19 protein-coding genes are annotated in these 21,364 nt (G+C 70.8%); 9 read left to right on the plus strand and 10 right to left on the minus strand.

Annotated features, from left to right (window positions below):
* Positions 1-355 precede the first annotated feature (355 nt).
* Genes WBA97_RS22235 through WBA97_RS22250 form a run of 4 tightly spaced genes read left to right on the plus strand, consistent with a single transcriptional unit; the run spans position 356 to position 4,502 of the window.
* A complete protein-coding gene (locus WBA97_RS22235; protein WP_424232817.1) occupies positions 356-1,564 on the plus strand; it encodes a glycosyltransferase 87 family protein in 1,209 nt (402 codons plus the stop codon).
* Between the two features lie 10 nt (positions 1,565-1,574).
* Positions 1,575-2,768, plus strand: a complete 1,194-nt coding sequence (locus WBA97_RS22240; RefSeq protein WP_424232818.1) for a 5-(carboxyamino)imidazole ribonucleotide synthase — start codon at positions 1,575-1,577, stop codon at positions 2,766-2,768.
* Positions 2,769-3,320 carry a 5-(carboxyamino)imidazole ribonucleotide mutase gene (gene purE / locus WBA97_RS22245; RefSeq protein ID WP_424232819.1) on the plus strand — a complete coding sequence of 184 codons (552 nt, stop codon included), beginning with the start codon at positions 2,769-2,771 and terminating at the stop codon, positions 3,318-3,320. It abuts the gene before it with no gap.
* A 36-nt stretch (positions 3,321-3,356) separates the two neighbouring features.
* A complete protein-coding gene (locus tag WBA97_RS22250; protein ID WP_424232820.1) occupies positions 3,357-4,502 on the plus strand; it encodes an acyl-CoA dehydrogenase family protein in 1,146 nt (381 codons plus the stop codon).
* A 42-nt stretch (positions 4,503-4,544) separates the two neighbouring features.
* On the opposite strand, the gene WBA97_RS22255 is transcribed toward WBA97_RS22250, so the two are convergent.
* The 4 genes from WBA97_RS22255 to WBA97_RS22270 all read right to left on the minus strand — a co-directional run bounded on the left by WBA97_RS22255 (position 4,545) and on the right by WBA97_RS22270 (position 8,867).
* Positions 4,545-5,138: a hypothetical protein gene (locus tag WBA97_RS22255; RefSeq protein WP_424232821.1), complete on the minus strand. Its 594-nt coding sequence runs from the start codon at positions 5,136-5,138 to the stop codon at positions 4,545-4,547.
* A complete protein-coding gene (locus tag WBA97_RS22260) occupies positions 5,135-5,821 on the minus strand; it encodes a TIGR03089 family protein (RefSeq protein WP_424232822.1) in 687 nt (228 codons plus the stop codon). The genes WBA97_RS22255 and WBA97_RS22260 overlap by 4 nt, the downstream gene beginning before the upstream one ends.
* A gap of 10 nt (positions 5,822-5,831) precedes the next feature.
* Positions 5,832-7,211, minus strand: a complete 1,380-nt coding sequence (locus WBA97_RS22265; protein WP_424232823.1) for an LCP family protein — start codon at positions 7,209-7,211, stop codon at positions 5,832-5,834.
* Positions 7,212-7,310: 99 nt separating this feature from the next.
* A complete protein-coding gene (locus WBA97_RS22270) occupies positions 7,311-8,867 on the minus strand; it encodes an LCP family protein (protein WP_424232824.1) in 1,557 nt (518 codons plus the stop codon).
* A gap of 206 nt (positions 8,868-9,073) precedes the next feature.
* Here WBA97_RS22270 and rfbB point away from each other — a divergent pair, with 206 nt between their 5' ends.
* Together rfbB and rfbD are read left to right on the plus strand one after the other, a co-directional pair.
* On the plus strand, positions 9,074-10,066 hold the full coding sequence (rfbB, locus tag WBA97_RS22275) for a dTDP-glucose 4,6-dehydratase (protein WP_424232825.1): 993 nt from the start codon (positions 9,074-9,076) through the stop codon (positions 10,064-10,066).
* Positions 10,066-10,962 (plus strand): dTDP-4-dehydrorhamnose reductase, encoded by an 897-nt coding sequence (gene rfbD / locus WBA97_RS22280; protein WP_424232826.1) that lies wholly within the window; start codon positions 10,066-10,068, stop codon positions 10,960-10,962. The genes rfbB and rfbD overlap by 1 nt, the downstream gene beginning before the upstream one ends.
* Before the next feature lie 4 nt (positions 10,963-10,966).
* Here the strand turns inward: rfbD and WBA97_RS22285 are convergent, their stop codons facing one another.
* From WBA97_RS22285 to WBA97_RS22300, 4 genes are all read right to left on the minus strand, one after another.
* Entirely contained in the window at positions 10,967-11,791 is an 825-nt protein-coding gene (locus WBA97_RS22285; protein ID WP_424232827.1) for a hypothetical protein, read from the minus strand.
* Between the two features lie 47 nt (positions 11,792-11,838).
* Complete coding sequence (locus WBA97_RS22290) at positions 11,839-12,921, minus strand: glycosyltransferase family 4 protein (protein ID WP_424232828.1); 1,083 nt, start codon at positions 12,919-12,921, stop codon at positions 11,839-11,841.
* Entirely contained in the window at positions 12,914-15,433 is a 2,520-nt protein-coding gene (locus WBA97_RS22295) for a glycosyltransferase (protein WP_424232829.1), read from the minus strand. Before WBA97_RS22295 ends, WBA97_RS22290 begins: the two co-directional genes overlap by 8 nt.
* Positions 15,434-15,495: 62 nt before the next feature.
* Positions 15,496-16,431, minus strand: coding sequence for a glycosyltransferase family 2 protein (locus tag WBA97_RS22300; protein WP_424232830.1), 936 nt, complete (start codon positions 16,429-16,431; stop codon positions 15,496-15,498).
* A 24-nt stretch (positions 16,432-16,455) separates the two neighbouring features.
* Here WBA97_RS22300 and WBA97_RS22305 point away from each other — a divergent pair, with 24 nt between their 5' ends.
* The 3 genes from WBA97_RS22305 (at position 16,456) to WBA97_RS22315 (ending at position 19,684) form a co-directional block, all read left to right on the plus strand.
* Positions 16,456-17,586 carry a glycosyltransferase family 4 protein gene (locus tag WBA97_RS22305; protein WP_424232831.1) on the plus strand — a complete coding sequence of 377 codons (1,131 nt, stop codon included), beginning with the start codon at positions 16,456-16,458 and terminating at the stop codon, positions 17,584-17,586.
* 70 nt (positions 17,587-17,656) lie between these two features.
* Complete coding sequence (locus WBA97_RS22310; protein WP_424232832.1) at positions 17,657-18,805, plus strand: glycosyltransferase family 4 protein; 1,149 nt, start codon at positions 17,657-17,659, stop codon at positions 18,803-18,805.
* A gap of 18 nt (positions 18,806-18,823) precedes the next feature.
* A complete protein-coding gene (locus WBA97_RS22315) occupies positions 18,824-19,684 on the plus strand; it encodes a glycosyltransferase family 2 protein (protein ID WP_424232833.1) in 861 nt (286 codons plus the stop codon).
* A gap of 73 nt (positions 19,685-19,757) precedes the next feature.
* Here WBA97_RS22315 and WBA97_RS22320 read toward each other — a convergent pair whose 3' ends face one another.
* Positions 19,758-20,159 carry a hypothetical protein gene (locus tag WBA97_RS22320; protein ID WP_424232834.1) on the minus strand — a complete coding sequence of 134 codons (402 nt, stop codon included), beginning with the start codon at positions 20,157-20,159 and terminating at the stop codon, positions 19,758-19,760.
* A gap of 82 nt (positions 20,160-20,241) precedes the next feature.
* Positions 20,242-21,345, minus strand: coding sequence for a mannose-1-phosphate guanylyltransferase (locus tag WBA97_RS22325; RefSeq protein WP_424232835.1), 1,104 nt, complete (start codon positions 21,343-21,345; stop codon positions 20,242-20,244).
* Between the last annotated feature and the right edge of the window lie 19 nt (positions 21,346-21,364).

The following is a 21,364-nucleotide window of genomic DNA, read 5'->3' on the forward strand; positions in this document are numbered from 1 at the left end:
CCTTCAAATAGAACACCACTTGCCAGCCCGGAACGGGAGACTCCCGGGTCCCGAACCGCCGACTCCCGGGTCCCGAACCACCAACTCGCGGGTTCCGAACGGGAGACTCGCGGGTCCTGAACCGCCGACTCGTGGGTTCAGAACTCGCGAGTCCCGAACCGAAGACTCGCGAGTCCCGAACGGGAGACTCGCGGGTTCTGAACCGTGGACTCGCGGGTTCTGAACAGTGGACTCGCGGGTTTCGTGCGGGTGGGGGTCTTGGGGGGTGGGTGGGGTCTGGTTTGCTCTTCGGGTGCGGTTGGACGTTCCTGTTGCCTCTTCGAGCCCGGGCTGGGTCGGGGATTCCCTGCGGCGGTTGTTCGCGCGGCCCCGGCTGGTCGTCGCGCTCTTCGCCGTGCCCGCCGTCGTCCTGCTGGCGGGGATCGTCAGCTGGGTGATCGACTGGCGGCTCGGGGTGGACAGCGCCGTCTACCGATCGGGTGCGGTCGCGCTCCTGACCGGGGAACCGTTGTACGACAACATGTTCCTCTCCGCCGAACCGCCGTGGGCGCGGCTGCCGTTCACCTACCCGCCCACCGGCGCGCTGCTGTTCGTGCCGCTCGCGTTCTTCCCGACGCAGGTCTCATGGGGCCTGCTCGGCGCGCTGTCCGTCCTCGCGCTCGCACTGGTCGTCCGCGTCGCGATCCAGAACGTGCCGACGCGCCCCGCCTGGATGGACCCCGCCCGCACGACGATCATCGTCAGCATCCTCGCGCTCGGCCTCGAACCCGTCTGGCGCACGCTCTTCCTCGGCCAGATCAACCTGATCCTGATGGCGCTGGTCGTCGTCGACGTCCTGGTCCTCGGCCGTTCCCGGTACTTCGGCGGCGTGCTCATCGGCGTCGCGGCCGCGGTCAAGCTCACGCCGCTGGTCTTCGTGCCCCACCTCTGGTTCACCGGCCGCCGCATGGACGCCGTGCGCGCGGTCGTCACGTTCGCGCTGCTCCAGCTGGTGATCTTCGCGATCATCCCGCACGACGTCCGCAAGTTCCTGACGGTCACCGACCCGGAGCGCACCGGACCCACGTTCTGGGCGGGCAACCAGGGCCTCAACGGTCTCGTGCAGCGCCTCTCCGGCCTCTCGCCGTGGTCGAACGAGATCGCGATCGCCATCGGTGTGCTGCTCGCGGTGCCCGCGTTCGTCCTCGCGCGGCGGTTCCACCGGCGCGGGCAGCCGCTGCCCGCGCTGCTGGTCACCGCGTTCTTCGGGCTGCTGTTCAGCCCGGTCAGCTGGTCGCACCACTGGGTGTGGGTCGTGCCGCTGCTCGTCTACCTGCTGTCCCGCCTGCCCGGCTCCCTGCCGGACGGCTGGGCCCGGGGCAGGACGCTCTCCGGCGTCGGTGCGGTGGTGCTCGTGTTCGCCAGCTGTGTGTTGCTGATCATGCGCACCTCCGACCCGAACCGTCCCGCCGGCGAGAAACCCGAGCTGGAGTGGACCCCGCCCGAGGTCGTCCTTGGCAGCGCGTACCTGCTGGTCCCGCTGGTCGCGGGCGTCCTGGTGCTGGCCAGGGCGCGGCGCCGGTAGGTTCACCGGCGTGGACTCTCGTACCGGCTTGCCGGTCGTCGGCATGGTGGGTGGTGGGCAGCTCGCGCGCATGACCCACCAGGCGGCGATCGCGCTCGGCCAATCCCTGCACGTGCTCGCCGCGTCGCCCGACGACCCGGCGGCGCTGGTGTCGCCCGACATCACCCTCGGCACACACACCGACCTCGACGCGCTGACCGCCTTCGCGAAGAGCTGTGACGTGCTCACGTTCGACCACGAGCACGTCCCCGGCGAGCACCTCAAGGCGCTCGTCGACCAGGGTGTCCGCGTCCGGCCCGGCCCGGACGCGCTGCTCCACGCGCAGGACAAGCTCGTCATGCGGCACAAGCTCGCGGAGCTCGGCCTGCCCGTGCCGCCGTTCGCGCAGGTCGAGAGCGTCGAGGACGTGGAGAAGTTCGCCGAGGAGCACGGCTGGCCGTGCGTGCTGAAGGCCGCGCGTGGCGGCTACGACGGCCGTGGCGTGTGGATGCTGAACGGCCAGGACAGCGCGAACGACCTGGTCCCGAAGCTGCTCGAGTGGGGCACGGCGCTGCTGGTCGAGGAGCGGGTCGCGATGCGCCGCGAGCTGGCGGCGCTGGTCGCCCGGTCACCGTTCGGGCAGGGCGGGGTGTGGCCGGTCGTGGAGACCGTGCAGTCCAACGGCATCTGCGTCGAGGTCCTCGCGCCCGCGCCGGACATGGCCGAGGCGGACGCCCGGGTCGCGCAGGAGCTGGCGCTGCGGATCGCCGCCGAGCTGGACGTCGTCGGTGTGCTGGCGGTCGAGCTGTTCGACACCGACCACGGCCTGGTGATCAACGAACTGGCCATGCGCCCGCACAACTCCGGGCACTGGAGCATCGAGGGCGCGCGGACCTCGCAGTTCGAGCAGCACCTGCGCGCGGTCCTCGACTACCCGCTCGGCGCGACGGACGTGATGGCACCCGCCGTGGTCATGGCGAACGTGCTCGGTGCCCCGGACGCGCCTGCGATGAGCCCCGACGAGCGGCTGCACCACCTGCTCGCGCGGTTCCGTGACGCGCACGTGCACTACTACGGCAAGCAGGAACGGCCCGGCCGCAAGATCGGCCACGTGACGATGCTCGGGCAGTCGATGGACGACGTGCGGGAGCGGGCCAAGCTCGCCGCGCACTGGCTGTCGCACGCCGAATGGCTGGACGGATACGACATTCACGGGGGTCACTAAATGACACCGCTCGTTGGCGTGATCATGGGGAGCGACTCGGACTGGCCGGTCATGAAGGCCGCGGCCGACGCGCTCGCCGAGTTCGAGGTGCCGCACGAGGTCAGCGTGGTGTCCGCGCATCGCACGCCGCAGCGCATGCTCGACTACGCGCGGACCGCAGCCGGCCGAGGCCTGCGGGTGATCATCGCGGGTGCCGGCGGGGCCGCGCACCTGCCTGGCATGGTGGCGTCGGCGACGACGCTGCCGGTCGTCGGTGTGCCGGTGCCGCTCAAGTACCTGGACGGCCTGGACTCCCTGTTGTCGATCGTGCAGATGCCTGCCGGTATCCCGGTGGCCACGGTGTCTGTCGGCGGCGCCCGCAACGCCGGTCTGCTGGCCGTGCGCATGCTGGCGATGACCGACGAGAAGCTGCGGGACCGGCTCGCGCGGTTCGCGGCCGATCTCGAACAGCTCGTGCTGGACAAGGACGCACGCTTGCGTGACGGGCTCGACACTTCGCGGAGCTTGCGGAGCGAACCAGTCAACGCTGACGGTGAAGCTAACGCCCGCTAACATCGGGGCGGAGGGTCCCATGTCAGGAGGTGTGCGGTGTACGAGTTGAGCGAAGAGCACGAGGCGCTGCGAGAGGCTGTGCGCGCTCTCGCGGAGAAGGAGATCGCGCCGCACGCCGCGGAGGTCGACGAGCAGGAGCGATACCCCTCGGAGGCCCGGGACGCGCTGGTGAAGGCCGGCTTCCAGGCCGTGCACATCCCCGAGGCCTACGACGGCCAGGGCGCGGACGCGGTCGCCACGTGCATCGTGATCGAGGAGGTCGCGCGGGTCGACGCGTCGGCGTCGCTGATCCCGGCGGTCAACAAGCTCGGCACCCAGCCGATCATCCTGTCCGGGTCGGACGACGTGAAGAAGCTGGTGCTGCCGTCCATCGCCGCCGGTGAGGCGTCGGCGTCGTACGCGCTGTCGGAGCGCGAGGCCGGGTCGGACACCGCGTCGATGCGCTGCCGCGCCGTGCTCGACGGCGGCAGGTGGGTGCTCAACGGCACGAAGTGCTGGATCACCAACGCGGGCGAGTCGGCCTGGTACACGGTCATGGCCGTGACCGACCCGAACGCGCAGAAGAAGGCCAACGGGATTTCCGCGTTCGTGGTGCACAAGGACGACCCCGGCTTCTCGGTGGGCCAGAAGGAACGCAAGCTCGGCATCAAGGGCAGCCCCACGCGCGAGATCTACTTCGAGAACTGCGAGATCCCCGAGGACCGCATCATCGGCGAGCCCGGCACCGGGCTGAAGACCGCGCTGCGCACCCTCGACCACACGCGCCCGACGATCGGCGCGCAGGCGCTCGGCATCGCACAGGGTGCGCTGGACGCGTCGCTGGCGTATGTCAAGGACCGCAAGCAGTTCGGCCAGAGCATCGCCGAGTTCCAGGGCGTCCAGTTCATGCTGGCCGACATGGGCATGAAGATCGAGGCGGCCCGGCACCTGGTGTACGCGTCGGCGGCGGCCACCGAGCGCGGCGACAAGCGCGCCGGTTTCATGGCCTCGGCGGCGAAGACATACGCGTCCGACATCGCGATGGAGGTCACGACCGACGCGGTGCAGCTGTTCGGCGGCGCGGGCTACACAAAGGACTTCCCGGTCGAACGCATGATGCGCGACGCCAAGATCACCCAGATCTACGAGGGCACGAACCAGGTCCAGCGCATGGTGATGGCCCGGGCGCTGCTCAGGGGTTAGGCGCCGCACCCCCGGCCGAAGCGAAGTCGACGGCTGGGGGACTCACACCGCCGCGGTGCCGATGAAGTGGGCCAGGTTGTGTAGTTCCCTGGCCCGCGTCAGCGGCTCGCCGCGGCTCGTGCGGATACGGCGGCGTAGTTCGGCGTTCAGGTCTGCCAGCATCGACCGTTGGTCGTCGGACAGGCGGCGTTTTGTCAGTGTGGCCGTGACGAGGCTCAGCACGTCCGACGCCACGTCGTCGATGGCTGTGGGGAGCAGGTCCCGGTCCTGACGGAAGGCCAGTGCGTGGCGGGCGCCCTGGCGGGACAGGCCGTACCACTGGTCCGGTGCGTGGCTCGGGTTCGGGTCCTGGGGGCGGGGCGTGCGTTCGCCCCGGGACTTGGCTTCTCGGCGGTGGGTGGCGTAGTCGGCCACCGTGCTCTTCCACAGTTCGCGGCTGTTCGTCAGGCAGTCGACCGCGCGCAGGAGGGCTTCGCCGTCGTTGCGGTACGGGCCCGCCAGCTGTTCAAGGAAACTGAGCGTCGCCAGGAAACCCAGTGGGTGGTACCGCTGTACGCACGAGTGCAGTCCGGCCACCCGGCGGCCGTAGGGCAGCGCTGTGTTCCGCGCTTTTCGCGCGTCTACCGCGAAACTCACGACAGCACGATGGTGGTGCGCTCTGTCTCCGCGTGCTTGCGCAGCTTCTCCGCGTCGGCGTTCGTGACCTGCACCAGGCTGGCGCCCGCGGCGAGGACCGTGACGAGACCCTCCATCGCCGAGGCGGGCCAGTCCAATGTGGACATCACGCGGGAGGACGAGGTGATGCCGAGGTGTTCCGCGTGGGCCAACGCCTTCACCATGATCTCGTCCACGGTCTCGCCAAGGAAGCACGGGGTGTCGCCGGGGACGGGGGTCCTCGCCAGGTAGTCGTCGCCGAACAGGCGGGCGTCGCCGATGTAGTCCAGCGCGCCGTCCTGGACGTTGCCGCGCAGGTCCCGGCCCATCGGGTCGAGGGAGGCCACCGCCGTGACGGCGGCGGTCGGGGCGGTCGCGCCCGGCGGCACGAACGCGACCTTCGCCTCGCCGGTGGTCACGACCTCCGCGCCGCACCACCACGCGCCCAGGAACACCGCCGCGGTCTGCCAGTGCGCGGGCAGCAGCACCGCCACCCGGTCGCCAGGCTCCACGTCGAGCTCGTCCACCAGCCAGTTCGCGGTCTTCGCCGCCCAGTTGCGCATGGTGGCGACCGACAGTTCTACGCGGGTGTCCTCCGCGTCGTCATAGTGCGTGATCAACGGCTGTGCTGGCGCGCCGCCCAGAAGGCGATCCGTGAGGCTCACCCGAAGAACGCTAGTCCACGCACGGCACCGGCGGTTGCGCGGCTTTGGCGGCCGAGGGCACGGTCTGGCCGAACGCCGCCGGCGCGACCATCCCCGCAGGTTGCGGTGCCTGCGGTGTCAGCAGGCCCCGCACGAACCCGTGCACCTTCGGCAGGTCGACCACGATGATGCTCTGGCCCCGGTCGTTGCGGGCGCCGACGGCCTCGACCGGGATCGTCACGAACTGGACGTTGCCCGACGCGAGCGCCTGCGCCTGGTTCACCAGCTCCAGGAAGTGCAGCCCGTCGTCCATGACCACGGTCTTCGACACCGCGTCCTCGAGCGCGTTCAGCTTCGCGTTGTCGGTCATCAGGCCGCCGGACAGCACCTTCTGCATCGCCGAGGACAGGAACGTCTGCTGCCGCACGATGCGGTCCAGGTCGCCCCGCGGCAGGTTCTTGCGCTGCCGCACGAACGCGACCGCGTCACCGCCGCGCACCGTCTGCGGGCCCCTCGAGAACTCCGCACCCGAGTCCGGGTCGCTCGTCGAGTGGTTCAGGCACACGTCGACACCGTCGATGACCTCGGTCAACAGGTAGAAGCCGTACAGGCTCACCTCGGTGTAGTGGTCGACCCGCACGCCGGTCAGCACCTGCACCGCCTGGATCAGCGACGCGCGGCCCGCGTCGTCGGACACGCGGTTGATCTTGGCGCGGTCCTTCTCGCCCTCGCCGACCAGCTTCTCCATCACCCCGGCCTTGGTGATGCCGTACGCGCCGTTGATCTTCTCCTCGCGGCCGAGGTTCGGCACCAGCACGGACGTGTCGCGCGGGATGGAGATGGCCGAGCCCCGGCTGCCGTCCTTCGGGATCCGCAGCAGGATCAACGTGTCGGTGTTCAGCGTCTCCGTCGCCTCGGTGCGCAGCTCACGCAGCAGCCGCGCCGACAGCGGACGGCCCTGCATGTCGGTGCGGCTGTCGTTGCCGACGATCAGGATGTCGTTGGCGCCGTCGTCGTCCTCGGTCGCGGACGGGCCCGACTCCTCCTGCGCCGCCGAGATCGCGTCGGTGGTGTTCTTGCTGGCGTCGAGCGCGTCGACCCGCAGCCACACGAGCGACATGGCCGCCAGCGCCGCCGCCGAGACCAGGGCCATGACCACCCGGCCCGTGATCAGCAGCCCGGACGCCCTGCGCCGCACCCTGGTCGGCTCCGCCGCCTCGGCCGGCTCGTCGTCGTCCTCGTCGTCGAGGTCGAGGTCGTCCGGGAACATGCCGGTGCCGCCGTTCGACGACACGTCCGATGGCAGGTCCACACTGCCCACCGCCGCCGTGTACGTCGTCGGCTCGTCCGCCGTGTCGTCTGCCGTCTCAGCTGCCGTGTCGTCGTCCGGCGTCTTGTGTCTCCCGCCCATCGGTCACCTCCCCCTGCGCGGCCCGGTTCAAGGCTAACCGCTCCCACCGACAGCCCCCGCCCGTTCAGACCTGATCAACCCGCATGGAGGATGTGGCGGCTAGTTGACACAGTTCAAGCCGTCGGCGTTGATCTGCGGAGTGGGTTTGGCCTGCGACGTCGGCGGTACCGAAGGGGAGCCCGGCTGCGCGTGCACACCGTTGGTCGGACCGGTCGCCTCGTAGTCGGTGCCGAGCACGACGGTCAGCTCGTTCTCGGCCAGCGAGCTGTCCTCCTCGAACGTGAACGTCCCGCCCAGCTCGGAGGCCGCGTACTCGGCGATGTTCCGCGCGCCGGGCGCGTACCTGATCGTCGACCCCGCCTGTACCGCCGGCGCGTCACCGACCTCGCCGGGCCGGAAACCCTTGTCCGCCAACGCCTGCCGAACCGTCGTGGCCAGCCCCAAGGTGGCGGAGCCGTTGAGCACGTCCACGGTGACCAGCCCGAGCGCGGGCCGGTCACCCTCGTCCGCGGACTCCGTCGTCGTGGTCGTGGTCTCCTCGGGCACCGGCGAGCGTGACGACGTGTCCTGTGCGTCCGCCTCGTCGCTGACCAGCGAGGACACGAAGGACGCGACCTGCTCGGGGTCGACCCGCAGCACGGCCGCGCCGCCGATGTTCGCGTCGCCGAGCGTCGGGATCGTGTAGAAGTCGATGCCGCCCGCGTTCAGCCCGGACATCTGCGACGCGAACGTCGACAGCTGCCAGCCGCTGGACAGGATCACCGACCGTTGCACCGCGGTGACCAGCTGCTGTGCCTTCGCCGGGCTGGTCAGCATGTCCGCGGACAGCACCTTGCTGGCGAGCGCGCCGAGGAAGACCTGCTGCCGGACGATGCGGTCCAGGTCGCCGTTGGGCAGTTCGTGCCGCTGGCGGACGAACGCGAGGGCGTCCCGGCCGGCCACCGTCTGCCGCCCGGCGGGGAAGCGTGCGCCGGACAGGCGCTCGTCCACCGGATTGTTCAGGCACACCTCCACGCCGCCGATGGCGTTGGTGACCTCGTAGAACGAGAGCAGGTTCACCTCGGCGTAGCGATCGATGGTGACCGAGCCGCCGATCAGGTTCTGGACGGTGGCGATCAGGTTCTTCCTGCCCTCGACCTTGGCCAGTTCGTCGAGAGTCTTCTCGTCCGGCGCGGTGTTCGCGTTCTCCTCGCGGGCGTTGTTGTAGGCGTAGGCGAACGCGGAGTTGAGCCGGTGGTTGCCGAAGTCGCCCGCGAGCTCGACCCAGGAGTCGCGGGGGAAGGAGATGGCGATCGCGCGGGTGCCATCCACCGGGATGTGGACGAGGATCATGGTGTCGGTGTTGCGTTCGCCGTCGCTCACACCCCCGTTGAGCAGGTCCATGACCTCGCGGGGTAACGGGTTGCCGTACGCGTCCGTGCGGCTGTCTATGCCGACCAGCAGCATGTCGACCGCGCCGTCCAGCGGAACGCGCTGGTCCTCGACGTCCTGCGCGATGACGTCGGTCGTGACGGTGTCGTCGTCGACGTCACCGAACGCCCACCAGCCGTAACCCATTGTGCCCAGCACCGCGGCGGAAACGAGCGCGGCAAGCGCCCGGCCTGTCGCCAGGCCGGCTCTCCGCCAGCCAGAACGGCCCTGCGCACGCTCAGTCACGGCCGCTCCTCGCAGGCTCCGAGCGGCCGTTGTAACTGTGCCCAATGGCTCGCTCCGCAAGCTTCGCTCACGGTGCTCCTCCCCGACCCCCGTCGAACCTGCCGTTAGGATACCCAGTCGTGACCTCGTCAAGCGGGGGTCTTGTATCGATTAGGACGTAATCGTGTCCGTCCGGGGTTTACTTCCCCGTGAGGAGTGGGAGCTACATGCGAGTGCTGGTCACCGGCGGTGCCGGGTTCATCGGATCGCACTACGTCCGCAAGGCCCTCGGTGGCGCGTACGCCTCACTGGCCGACGCCGAGATCGTCGTGTTCGACAAGCTCACCTACGCGGGCAACGAGGCGAACCTCGCGCCGGTCAAGGACGATGCCAGGCTGCGGTTCGTGCGCGGCGACATCTGCGACGCGGCCGCGGTGACGCAGGTCATGGCCGGCGTCGACCTGGTCGTGCACTTCGCTGCCGAGTCCCATGTGGACCGGTCGATCCTCGGCTCCGCCGACTTCGTGATGACGAACGTGGTCGGCACGCAGACTCTGTTGCAGGCGGCGGTCGACGCGGGCGTCGGCAAGTTCGTGCACGTCTCCACGGACGAGGTGTACGGGTCGATCGACGACGGCTCGTGGCCGGAGACCCACCCGCTGGAGCCGAACTCGCCGTACTCGGCGTCGAAGGCGTCCTCGGACCTGCTGGCGCGGTCGTTCTTCCGCACGCACGGGCTGCCGGTGTGCATCACGCGCTGCTCCAACAACTACGGGCCGTACCAGTTCCCGGAGAAGGTCATCCCGCTGTTCGTCACGAACCTGATCGACGGCAAGAAGGTCCCGCTGTACGGCGACGGCCTGAACGTCCGTGACTGGCTGCACGTCGACGACCACTGCCACGGCATCCAGCTGGTCGCAGACAACGGCAGGCCCGGCGAGGTCTACAACATCGGCGGCGGCACCGAGCTGACCAACCTCGAGCTGACGAACCGGCTGCTGGCCGCGTTCGATGCCGGCGACGAGATGGTGGAGCGCGTCGAGGACCGCAAGGCCCACGACCGCCGCTACTCGGTGGACATCACCAAGATCTCCGACGAGCTGGGTTACCAGCCGCTGATGTCCTTCGAGGAAGGGCTCTCCAGCACCATCGAGTGGTACCGCGACAACCGCTCGTGGTGGGAGCCGCTGAAGGACCGCGCGAGGCTGCCCGGTAACTGATGCTGTCGCTACTGGTGCCCGGCGGGCACGGTCAGTTGGGTCGTGAGATGGCGGCGCGCGCGGAGGTCGTGCGGGCGCCGGGTTCCTCGGAGCTGGACGTCACGAACGCGGGCGCGGTCGTCGAGGCGGTGAAGACCCTCGCGACCTCGGCCGCCGAGGACGGCCTGTCGCCGGTGGTGGTGAACTGCGCCGCGTACAACGCGGTCGACGCCGCGGAGGCCGACGCGACCCGCGCGTTCGCGATCAACGGGGACGGCCCCAGGCTGCTCGCGGCCGCGTGCGCGGCGCACAACGTGCCGCTGATCCACGTGTCGACCGACTACGTCTTCCCCGGTGACGCCGATCGCCCGTACGAGGTGACGGACACCGTGCGTCCCCGATCCGCCTACGGCACGACGAAAGCGGCCGGTGAGGCCGCCGTGCTCGGGTCCGGCGCGATGACGTGGGTGGTGCGGACCGCGTGGGTGTACGGCGCGTTCGGCGGCAACTTCGTGAAGACCATGGCGAAGGCGGCCGCGTCCCGCGACACCCTGTCCGTTGTGGACGATCAGCGCGGGTGCCCGACGTGGACCGGCGACCTGGCCACCGGGTTGCTGGAGCTGGCTTCCCTTGTGGTGACGGACAAGGCGCCCACGTCACGGGTCCTGCACTGCACGGGCGGTGGCGAGACGACGTGGTGCGGCTTCGCCCGCGCCGTGTTCGAGGAGCTGGGACTCGACCCCGCACGCGTGCACCCGTGCACGACCGAGGAGTACCCCCGGCCCGCGCCGCGGCCCGCGTACTCCGTGCTGTCGGACCGTGCCTGGCGCGAGGCCGGGCTGACGCCGATGCGCCCGTGGCGGGAGGCCCTGGCCGCCGCGTTCGCGGAACACGGCGAGCACTTCCGCGCCCCCTAGTCGGTCAGCGCCAGCCCTGCGGCGGGTGGCCCTGCTGCGGTGGGTAGTACGGCTGGGGTTGCTGCGGGTAGCCGTACGGCTGCTGGGGATACGGCTGTTGCGGATAGTACGGCTGCTGTGGGTACTGCGGCTGCTGGTACTGCGACTGCGGTTGTGGCGCTTGCTGTTGTGACGCCGGTGCCGTGCCGCCGGTGCCCCACAGGTGCGGCGGGATCGCGGCGATCAGCTGCCCCAGCTGACCCACCTTCGCCGCCAGCTCTTCCGGCTTCACACGGCCGAAGATCAGGTGCTTCACGCACAGGAGCTGGTCACCCCACGTGGCGAGGTTGTGCAGCTTGTACTGCTTCATGATCGCCGTGACCTGGGGCGTCAGCAGCTGCGTCGCGACGTCGGGGTCGGTGTCGACCAGCCGGTACGAGCGGTTGACCTTCGGGTCCGCCGTCTGGGGCGCCACCGCGCCGCTCTTGTCGAAGTTCGGTTCGGCGCCGTCGAAGACCTGGAACCCCGGCAGCGTCGCGGGCAGCGTCAGCACCCAGACGGTGTCGATGACGATCGTGTCGACCGCCGCGGTGGTGACGCCGAAGGTCTTGTAGTTCGTCACCCTCGGACGGCGGTGGTAGTCGAACGCGGTGAACGCGACGCCACCGGCCATACCGGACACGACGCCGAACGCCATGCGTTTGTCACCGGTCTCCGTGAACGGCTTCAGCGGCCACTTCTCCAGCAGCTCCGGCGCGTTCTGCGCGAAGCCCCACCCCTGACCCGACGCGAGCAGCTGCCGCTCGTAGTTCGTCGTCTGGATCCGCTTCGCCTCATGGGTGTCAACCACGCCCGGAGACTACCCCCGCGGTCGGCCGCGCCAGTGCGGAACGCGGTTCAGCCGATCGCCTGGCGGTAGGCGGCCACGGTCAGTTCCGCGGTGCGGCGCCACGTGAAGCCCGCGGCGTGCGTCCGGCGTGCGGCCAGCGTCGTCGTCGTTGGCGGCGGCTCGCCGAGAGCCTCCGTCAACGCGGCACCCATGGCCTCCACGTCACCGAACGGCACCAGCGAGGCATGCCCACCGGCCACCTCACGCAGTGCGGGCAGGTCCGAGCACACCACCGGCACGTCGCAGGCCAGCGCCTCCAGCACCGGCAACCCGAAACCCTCGTCCCTGGACGGCAACACCAGCGCCGACGCCCCCGCGACCACGCTCCGAAGATCCACATCGGACAGATAGCCGATCGACGTCACGGCGGGGTCGTCGCGGTTGTGCCCCGGCCCGGCCAGCACCAGCGGCGGCAGGCCGGGCGTGTTCTCGTGCGCCTTGCGCAGCCAGTCCAGCGCCTTGCGCGGACCGGCGGCCCCCACGAACAGCAGGTACTCCTTCGGCAACCCGATCCGCCGCCGCAGCGCCTCGCTGGGCGGCCGCGCCGTGTACCACGCCAGGTCGATACCCAGCGGGGTCACCATCACCTTGTCCTCCGACAGGCCGAACCGGTCGATGACCACGTCCGCGACCGCCTGCGTCGGCGTGCACACGACATCCGCGCGGGCGGCCGACCGCGCCACCAGCTGCGGCAGCTGCTCGTCCGACGGAGCGAGATCACCGGGCGCGTCCAGGAACGCCAGGTCGTGGATGGTCAGCACGCCCGCGGCCCGCAACGCGGGCGGCAGCACGAAGTTCGTGCCGTGCACCACGTCGGTGAGCCCGGCGAACAGCTCGATCGGCGGGAACGGGGCCCGCAGCCAGCAGCGGCGCAACAACCTGGCGGACACCGGCATGCCGCGCGAGCGCGTGCCGTGCGGGAGCACCTTGCGGAGCTTCCGCCAGCCCCGCAACGTGAACGCCACCGCGCGCATGTCAACGGCGGACATCGAGGCCAGCTCTTCCGCCAGTGCCGCGGTGTACCGGCCGACGCCGGTCCTGGCCCCGAGAAGTGGGGTGCCGTCCACCAGCACCCGCGTCCGGCTAGCCATCCTCGCGGCCCTTCCGCAGGCGGTCCGCGGCCAGCCGTTTCACCCGGCCGGCGGCTCGTCTGGTCAGCTCGGCCGGGCCGCCGTTGTCGAGGTAGGACTTCACCAGGTCCAGGTCGCGGCGCAACGTGCCGCCGACGCCGAGCGCCTTGTTGCGCACGAGCGGGCCCGTACCCGGCAGCCGGTCCGCGGCCGGAGACGGGTTGCGGCAGAACGCCACGAGCGGCGCCAGCGCGGTCTCCCACGTGAACCGCTCCCGTACCACCGCGATCCGCTCGCGGGCCGCGGCGGCGAACTCGGTGTCGTACAGGACCTTCTCGAGCGCGTCGGCCAGTGCGTCCGGATCCTCCGACGGCACCACCACGCCGAGGTTCTCGGCGCGGACCAGGTCCGCGAACGAGTCACCGTCCGTGGTCACGATCGGCAGGCCGGTCCACAGGTAGTCGAGGACCCGCGTGCGGAACGCGAACGTCGTCTCCACGTGCTCGTAGTGCGTCGTGACCCCGCAGTCCGCGTCAAGGAGCCAGTTCTGCCGGTCCGCGTAGGGCACCCACGTCTCGTTGAAGAACACGTGGGAGCCCGTCAGCCCCAGCCGCGTGGACAGCGCCCGCGTCTGGGCGCCGATGTCCATCTCCGGCACCTCGGGGTTCGGGTGCTTCATGCCGAGGAACAGCAGCCGCACGTCGGAATGCCTGCGCGACAGCCGGTCCATGGCGTGCAGCAGCGTCAGCGGGTCGAACCAGCTGTAGACGCCGCCCGCCCAGATGATCACCTTGTCGGACTCGCCCGCGATCGGGCCTCGGATCGGGGACGCCGTGCGCTGCGGTGGCTTGCCTGGCAGGCCGAACGGTGCCACCGCCAGCAGCGAGCGGACCGTCGGGTCGCTGTCGTACAGCGAAGGGGTGAGCCTGCCGAGCGCGGTCAGGTGGCCGAGCCAGAAGTGCCGCTGCCGCTCCGAAGCGCACAGGAAGAAGTCGCCGCGGTCCAGCTGCGCGTTCAGGACGTTCGTGACGCCGACGAGGTCGAGTTCGCGCTGCTCGTCGGTGTCGTCCTTGCCCTGTTCCAGCAGCTCAAGGTGCATCGGGTCGTACATGTCGCAGACCACGACCTTGGTGGACGCGGCCTTCTTCAGCTCCGGCACCATCTCCAGCGCGTGCCCCTGCAGCACCACCACGTCCGCCCACGCCACGTGCGGGGACAGGTCGCGCTGCCGCGCCTGGGCCACCGCGAACGGCGCCTCCGGCGGTGAGCACAGCGGGTTGACCGTGACGAGCCGGACCTCGTGCTCCGCGGCGAGCACGTCGGCCATGTTCCACGCGCGGATCGCAGGGCCCGCCATCCGCTCGGTCAGCGCGTCGCCGGTGATCACCAGGACCTTCCTGCGAGCGCCGAACGCCTCCTCCATGCCGAACACGTCGACGAGCACGTCGTGCGCGGCGAGGTAGCGGGGCAGCGGGTACGCGGGCTCCATCGCCTTGCGCATCAACGGGATCAGGTCCGCGTCCGACCGCACCCGCGCCGCCTGCTCGGCCTGGCGGGACGCGGCGAGGGAGGGCAGCAGCTCGACGAACTGGTCGATCGCGAGGATGCCCGCGAGCGTCGTGCGCGGGATCTCGACGGTGGACTTCCCGGTGTCCGGCCTGCCGATCTCCAGCTGCGTGGCGTCCACGTCGCCGCGGGCGGTCGCGCGCCGGACCGCGAGCGCGAGCGCCGCGGGCAGGGCCTTGGCCAGCGTGGTGTCGGAGACGTTCTTGTACAGGGCCGCGAGCGCGTTGCGCTCCAGCAGGAACAGCTCACGCGCGTTGTCCGCGGAGTCCACTTTGGACATCGAGGCGTGGTGGCGGTGGAAGGTGAGCGAGCGGGGCTCGTAGCGCACCCGCCAGCCACGCAGGTTCAGCCGCCAGCCGAGGTCGACGTCCTCGTAGAACATGAAGAACCGCTCGTCGAACCCGCCGAGCCGCCGGTACACCTGCGCCCGCACGAACATCGCGGAGCCGGTCGCGAACAGGACGTCCTTGGCGACGTCGTGGGAGCCGGCCGGGAAGTCGCTGACGGGCTGCCCGGCATGCCGCTTGTAGCCCATGCCGAACCAGGTCAGCCCCGCGTCGACGAAGTCGATGTGCTCGCCGTCCCAGTCGAGGACCTTGCTGGCGACGGCGGCGACCGTCGGGTCGGCCTTGAGCACGTCGACCGCCGTGCTGACCCAGTCGCGGTGCGGGCGGGCGTCGTTGTTGAGGAACGCGAGGACGGTGCCGGTGGCGTGCTGCGCGCCGACGTTGCACCCGCCGGCGAAGCCCAGGTTGGCGCCCGACTCGATGACCTCGACGCCCGGCACCTGTCTGATCCGCGCCACGCTGCCGTCGCCGGACGCGTTGTCGACGCAGATGAGCTGCAGCCGCTCCGCGGGGTAGTCCAGTTCCTCGCGCAGCGCGCGCAGGCAGGTGACGGTGTCCTCGGCGCCGCGGTAGTTCACGACGATGACCGAGACGACGGGTCGTAGCGCCGGATCGGGCACTCATGCTCCTCGGGGTTGCGCAGTGGGGTCCAGCCTGCCCCATCACACCATGTGACGAGCGCTCAACCGGGCGAGATCGGTGATCTTGCCGCCCGCCACACCGCCGAACGGGGGGTTTCCGCGAGGTCGGTGACGGCCTTGCGTTCGCGAAGAAGTTGCGGGAGCGAAGCGACCAGCTCGCGCAGCACCCGCAGCCGCAGTCCGACGCGGAAGTTCCATGGGCGCCGGCCGGTCCGCCCTCGGAGCGGGAGCAGGGCGGTGATGGCCGCGAACCGCGCCACCTCGCGCGCCGCGACGCCCGCTGGGGCGCAGCGGATCAGCATGGCGAGCCGGTTGCGCTCGTTCCACAGGTGGAACAGCCGCGACCCTGGGCGGGTGCTCGCGCCGTGCCGATGGACCACCCGCGCGGCCGGCACCGACACGATCGTGTGGTTGGCGAGCCGCAGCCGCCACGCGGTGTCGGTGTCCTCGTAGTAGCAGAAGAACCGGGCGGGCACGCCACCCGCGCGCCGCAGTGCCTCGGTCCGCAGCAGCGCCGCGCCGCCGCAGAAACCGAACACCGGCGCCTCGTCGACCAGGTCGACGCCGTGCCCGTCGGCCGTGAGACCGACGCCGAGCGAGATCACCGTGCCGTCGGCCGCGACCATCCGCGACCCGGCCGCGGCGGCCTCTTTCCGCTGGTCGAGGGCGTCCTCCAGGGCGGCGAGCCAGTCGGGTGCCGGCTCGGCGTCGTCGTTGAGCCACGCCGTGAACTCGGTCACGACCGTCACCGCCGCGAGCGCGCCGGCGTAGCCGGCGTTGGCGGGCAGGCGCAGCACCTCGGGGCGCGCCGGGTGCGTGGCGAGCACGTCGGCGGTGCCGTCGTCGGAGGCGTTGTCGACCACCAGGAGCCGGTGCGGTCGGGTCTGTGCGGCGACGGCGTCCAGACAGGCGCTGACGTGGTCCTTCCCTCGCCAGGTGACGACCACAATCGTGCTGCGTGTCAACGGGCCGGTCACAGCGCGAAACCGTACCCTGAGCCGGTGCCCGAGCTCGTCGTGCTCACCGAGCAGCTCCTCGCTCCCGTCCCCGGTGGGACCGGGCGCTACACCCGTGAGCTGCTCACCGCGATGGCCGCCTCGATACCGCCGGAGTGGACCGTCGCGACCGTGACCGCGACCCACCGTGACCTCGCGCCTGCCGTGGTGCCGAACGTCGCGGGTCCGCGTGCGCTGCCGCTGCCGCGCCGCGGCCTCACCGCGCTGTGGGAGCGCGGCGTGCACCTGTGGCCGGGCGGCGATGCCGTCCACGCGCCGACCCCGCTCGCCCCGCCCGCCCCGAAGCGCGGCCGCAGCCTCGTGGTGACCGTGCACGACACCGTGCCGTTCACCCATCCGGAGACGCTGACCCGCCGGGGCGCCACCTGGCACCAGGCCGCCATCCGCCGGGCAGCGGAACGCGCGAACGCGATCGTGGTGCCGACCGCCGCGGTCGCCGAGGAGCTGCAGGTGCACGCGCCCGGCCCGGCGACGGTCGCGGTCGTCGGCCACGGCGTGCCGGAGGTGTTCCGGCAGCACATGGACCCGAGCCTGGCCGCGCTGAAGACCGGCAGGCTGCGGCTGCCGGAGACCTATGTACTGGCGGTCGGCACGGTCGAGCCACGCAAGGGCCTCGACGTGCTGGTCCGTGCGATGGCCAAGCGGCACGCGCCCGACCTGCCGCTCGTGATCGTCGGCCCGCGGGGCTGGGGCGAGGTGAACCTGTCCGAGCTGGCCGCCGAGCACGGCTTCCCCGCCCACCGCATGCACGTGCTTGGCCGCGTCGACGACGAGGACCTCTCGGCGATCCTGCGCCGCGCGAGCGTGCTGGCGGTGCCGAGCCGTGCCGAGGGATTCGGCCTGCCGGTCCTCGAGGCCATGGCCGTGGGGACGCCGGTGGTGCACACGGACGTGCCCGCGCTGGTCGAGGTCGCGGGCGGCACCGGCCTGACCGTGCCGCGCGGGAACGCGGACGCGCTCGCGAGTGCGTTGCGGGAGGTCGTCGACTCGTCGGTGGCGACGTCGGAACGTGTCGCGCAGGGCCTGCTGCGGGCCGCCGCGTTCACGTGGGAACACGCCGCGGCGGAGCTGTGGCGGTTGCATGTGCGATTTTTCGCGATGGCTAATGCACGTTGAGCAACCGGTTCGGTGGGTTTTTCACCCAGTCGTGATAACCGAAGGTGTCGGCAGTCGTACTCTGCTACCCGTGGCAGATCCCCGCGTACTGATCGACGCGACCGCTGTGCCCGCGGACCGCGGCGGCGTCGGCAGGTACGTGGACTCGCTCGTGTACGCCCTCGACTCGGACGGCGCGCCGATCACCGTCGTCTGCCAGCCGAGGGACGTCGCGCTGTACGGCAGGCTGGCGCCGCGCTCGCGGATCGTGCCGACGTCGGAGTCCAACGCGACCCGCACCGCCAGGCTGACGTGGGAACAGACGACGCTGCCACGGCTCGTGCGCAGGCTGGGCGTCGACGTGCTGCACTCCCCGCACTACACGACCGCCCTCGCGAACCCGGCGGCGTCCGTGGTCACCCTGCACGACGCGACGTTCTTCACCGACGCGGTGCTGCACCACTCGATCAAGGCCCGCTTCTTCCGCGCGTGGACCAGGACGGCACTGGCCAGGGCGTCGCTGTGCGTCGTTCCGTCCGCCGCCACCGCCGCCGAGCTGGGCCGGGTGGCGGGTGCCAAGCCGGATCGCCTGGAAATCATCCAGCACGGTGTCGACAACGACCGGTTCCACGTGCCGACGATGGAGGAGGTCTCGGCGGTCCGTCGCCTGGTCGGCCTCGGCCCGGACACGCCGTACGTCGCGTTCCTCGGCGCGTTGGAGCCACGCAAGAACGTCCCGGCGCTCATCCGTGGCTTCGCGGCCGCGTGCCGGGGCCGTGCGGAGCCGCCCGCGCTGGTACTCGCGGGCCAGCCGGGCTGGGACCGCCAGGTGGAACGGGCACTGGACGACGTGCCGCACCGCCTGCGGGTGATCAGGGCGGGCTACCTCCCGTTCGACAACCTCGCGGGCTTCCTCGGCGGCGCGACGCTGGTGGCGTACCCGTCGCTGGGTGAGGGCTTCGGCCTGCCGGTCCTGGAGGCCATGGCGTGCGGCGCGTGCGTGCTGACCACGCGGCGACTCGCGTTGCCCGAGGTCGGCGGCGACGCGGTGGCCTACTGCGGGGTGGGCGCCGGCGACATCGCGGCCGCACTGACCGAACTGCTGGACGACGGTGCGCTCCGGTCGAACCTGGCGACCGCGGCACAGCGCCGGGCGAAGGAGTTCTCGTGGCTCACGAGTGCGGAGAGCCATCGCGTGGCGTACGAGAAGGCGTACCGGGCGCACCGCCGTTCGCGGTGAAGGGCAGAATGTTCCGGCGTGTCTGAGGATTATGGCCAGGAGCTGGCAGTCGTCATCGTGACCTACTCGCCGGGCGAGACGCTCGAGCGTTGCCTTGACACGCTGGAAAAGGCGACGACCAGGCCTTATTCGGTGGTGCTCGCGGACAACGGCTCTGTCGACGGCGCGCCGGAGAAGGCCGCCGCCCGCCCCGGTGTCACGCTGCTGCACACCGGCGGCAACCTCGGTTACGGGACGGCCGCCAACCGTGGGGTCGCGACCCTCGGAGCCGAGTACGGGTGGATCGTCGTCGCCAACCCCGACCTCGAGTTCGGGGCCGGGTCGCTGGACGTGCTGCTGGAGGCGGCCACGCGGTGGCCTCGTGGCGGGGCCTTCGGGCCGTTGATCCGGGAGCCGTCCGGGGTCGTGTATCCGTCCGCGCGGCTCGTGCCCTCGCTGGGCAAGGGGATCGGGCATGCCGTGGTCGGGCGGGTGTGGGCCGGTAATCCCTGGACGCGGGCATACAAGCAGTCGTCGACTTCGGTGGTCGAGCGGGAAGCCGGGTGGTTGTCCGGGTCCTGCCTGCTGATGCGGCGGTCCGCCTTCGACTCCGTGGACGGGTTCGACCCTCGGTACTTCATGTACTTCGAGGACGTGGATCTCGGGGACCGGCTGTCGCGGGCCGGATGGCAGAACGTCTACGTGCCGTCAGCCGAGGTCGTGCACATCCAGGGGCACTCGACCGCTCAGGCGTCCGCGCGGATGCTGGCTGTGCACCATGAGAGTGCCTACCGGTTCATCGCCGACCGGCATCAGGGCGTGCGGTGGGCGCCGGTGCGGGCCGGGGTCCGCGCGGGGCTGGCACTGCGGTTGAAGGTCGAGGGTCGCCGAAAGGGCTGATCCTGGCGCCCGATCCTGTCGGTGGTGCCGTCTACGCTGGATTTCGGGGGCCCGCGGCCGTGCCTGGGTGGGATCAGCCTTCGAGTCGCTGGGACAGGCTGCCCATCGACGGGGGTTCCTTCATCGTCGGGACCAGGCCTTCTACTTCTTCTGGTTCCGGCACTCGGGTCGCTGCTTCGCGGGCCGCCAGCATGTTCTGGTGCTGCTCGAGGCGTCGCTGCCGTGATCTCGGGCCTGGGTGTGGCACCGCTACCACGTCCGTGAGTGCTTCCTGCGCGATGGCCGGCAGTTCGGCCGCGGGCACCACCATCGTCGCCTCGGGATCCCGGCCGTCGGCGGCGGCCACCACCGCACGGGGGATCTGCAGTGTGCTCGCGGCGTCCATCGGCGATACGGCGCTCTCCGGAGTGACCACGAAGGCGCCGCGCGCGCGGGCCCGCGCCAGGATGGCGTCGGCCCGGTCACGGGGGTCCATGTCGACCTCGTCCCTGTCGCGTCGTCGATGTTGGGTCCAGCGTATTCCTTAATCGGCTCCGCGTCAGCGAAGATCCGGGAAATCACACGTGGGCGGCGTGACCCTTTTCCCTTAGCAACTCCGTCAGCTTCTTGATGTCCTGAGCCCGGTCGCGGCGGCAGACCAGCACCGCGTCCGCCGTGTCGACGATGATCAGGTCGCGGACGCCCAGTGTGGCGATGACCCTGGACGAGCACGGGACCGCGATGACGCCGTCGCCGTCGACGACCACGACGGGTGGGCGGTCGCCCTGTACGTCGACCACCCGGGCGCCGCCGTCGATGTCCTCGCCAAGGAGCTCACCCAGCGTCTCGAAGTCCCCGATGTCGTTCCAGCCGAAGTCACCGGGAACGGTGGCGACCTTGCCCTCCTCGGCCGCGGGTTCCATCACCGCGTACTCCACCGCCACCTTCGGGATCGTCGGCCACAGCTCGCCAAGCACCGCCTCCTGTGCCGGGGTGTCCCAGGCCTTGGCGATCTCGCGGACCGGGTCGTGCACGTCCGGGCGGCGGGCCGCCAGCTCGGCCAGGAACACCTCGGTGAGCCACAGGAACATGCTCGCGTTCCACAGGTACTCGCCGGACGTGACGTACTCGGTGGCGACCTCGTGGGTCGGCTTCTCCTTGAACTCCAGCACCTGCTGGCGTTGCCCGGCCACCGCCGGCGAGCTCAGCTGCAGGTAGCCGTAGCCGGTCTCCGGCCTGGTCGGGGTGATGCCGATGGTCATCAGCTTGCCGTCGCGGGCGCCGGTGATCGCGTCGCGCACCACCGACGAGAACGCGGCCGTGTCCGCGATGAGGTGGTCCGCCGCGAACGACGCCATCACCCCGCCCGGCGACCGCTCCTCGATGATCGCCGCGGCCAGCGCGATCGCGGCGCAGGAGTCCCTGGCGAACGGTTCGACGAGGATGTTGCGTTCCGGCAGTTCCGGCAGCTGCCGCGCCACCGACGTCGCGTGCGCGACACCCGTCACCACCAGCAGGTTCTGCGCAGAGCACAGCGGCGCCAGCCGGTCGAACGTCGCCTGAAGCAGCGAGCGGTCCGTGCCTGTCAGCGCGTGCAGGAACTTCGGGTACGCGGCTCGGGACAGCGGCCACAGCCGGGTGCCGCTGCCGCCCGCGGGCACCACCATGTGCAGGTCGCTCATCTGCCCAACATAACGGGGT

Origin of the sequence: Actinophytocola sp., from assembly GCF_049647105.1 — a bacterium.
Classification (GTDB): Bacteria; Actinomycetota; Actinomycetes; order Mycobacteriales; family Pseudonocardiaceae; genus Actinophytocola.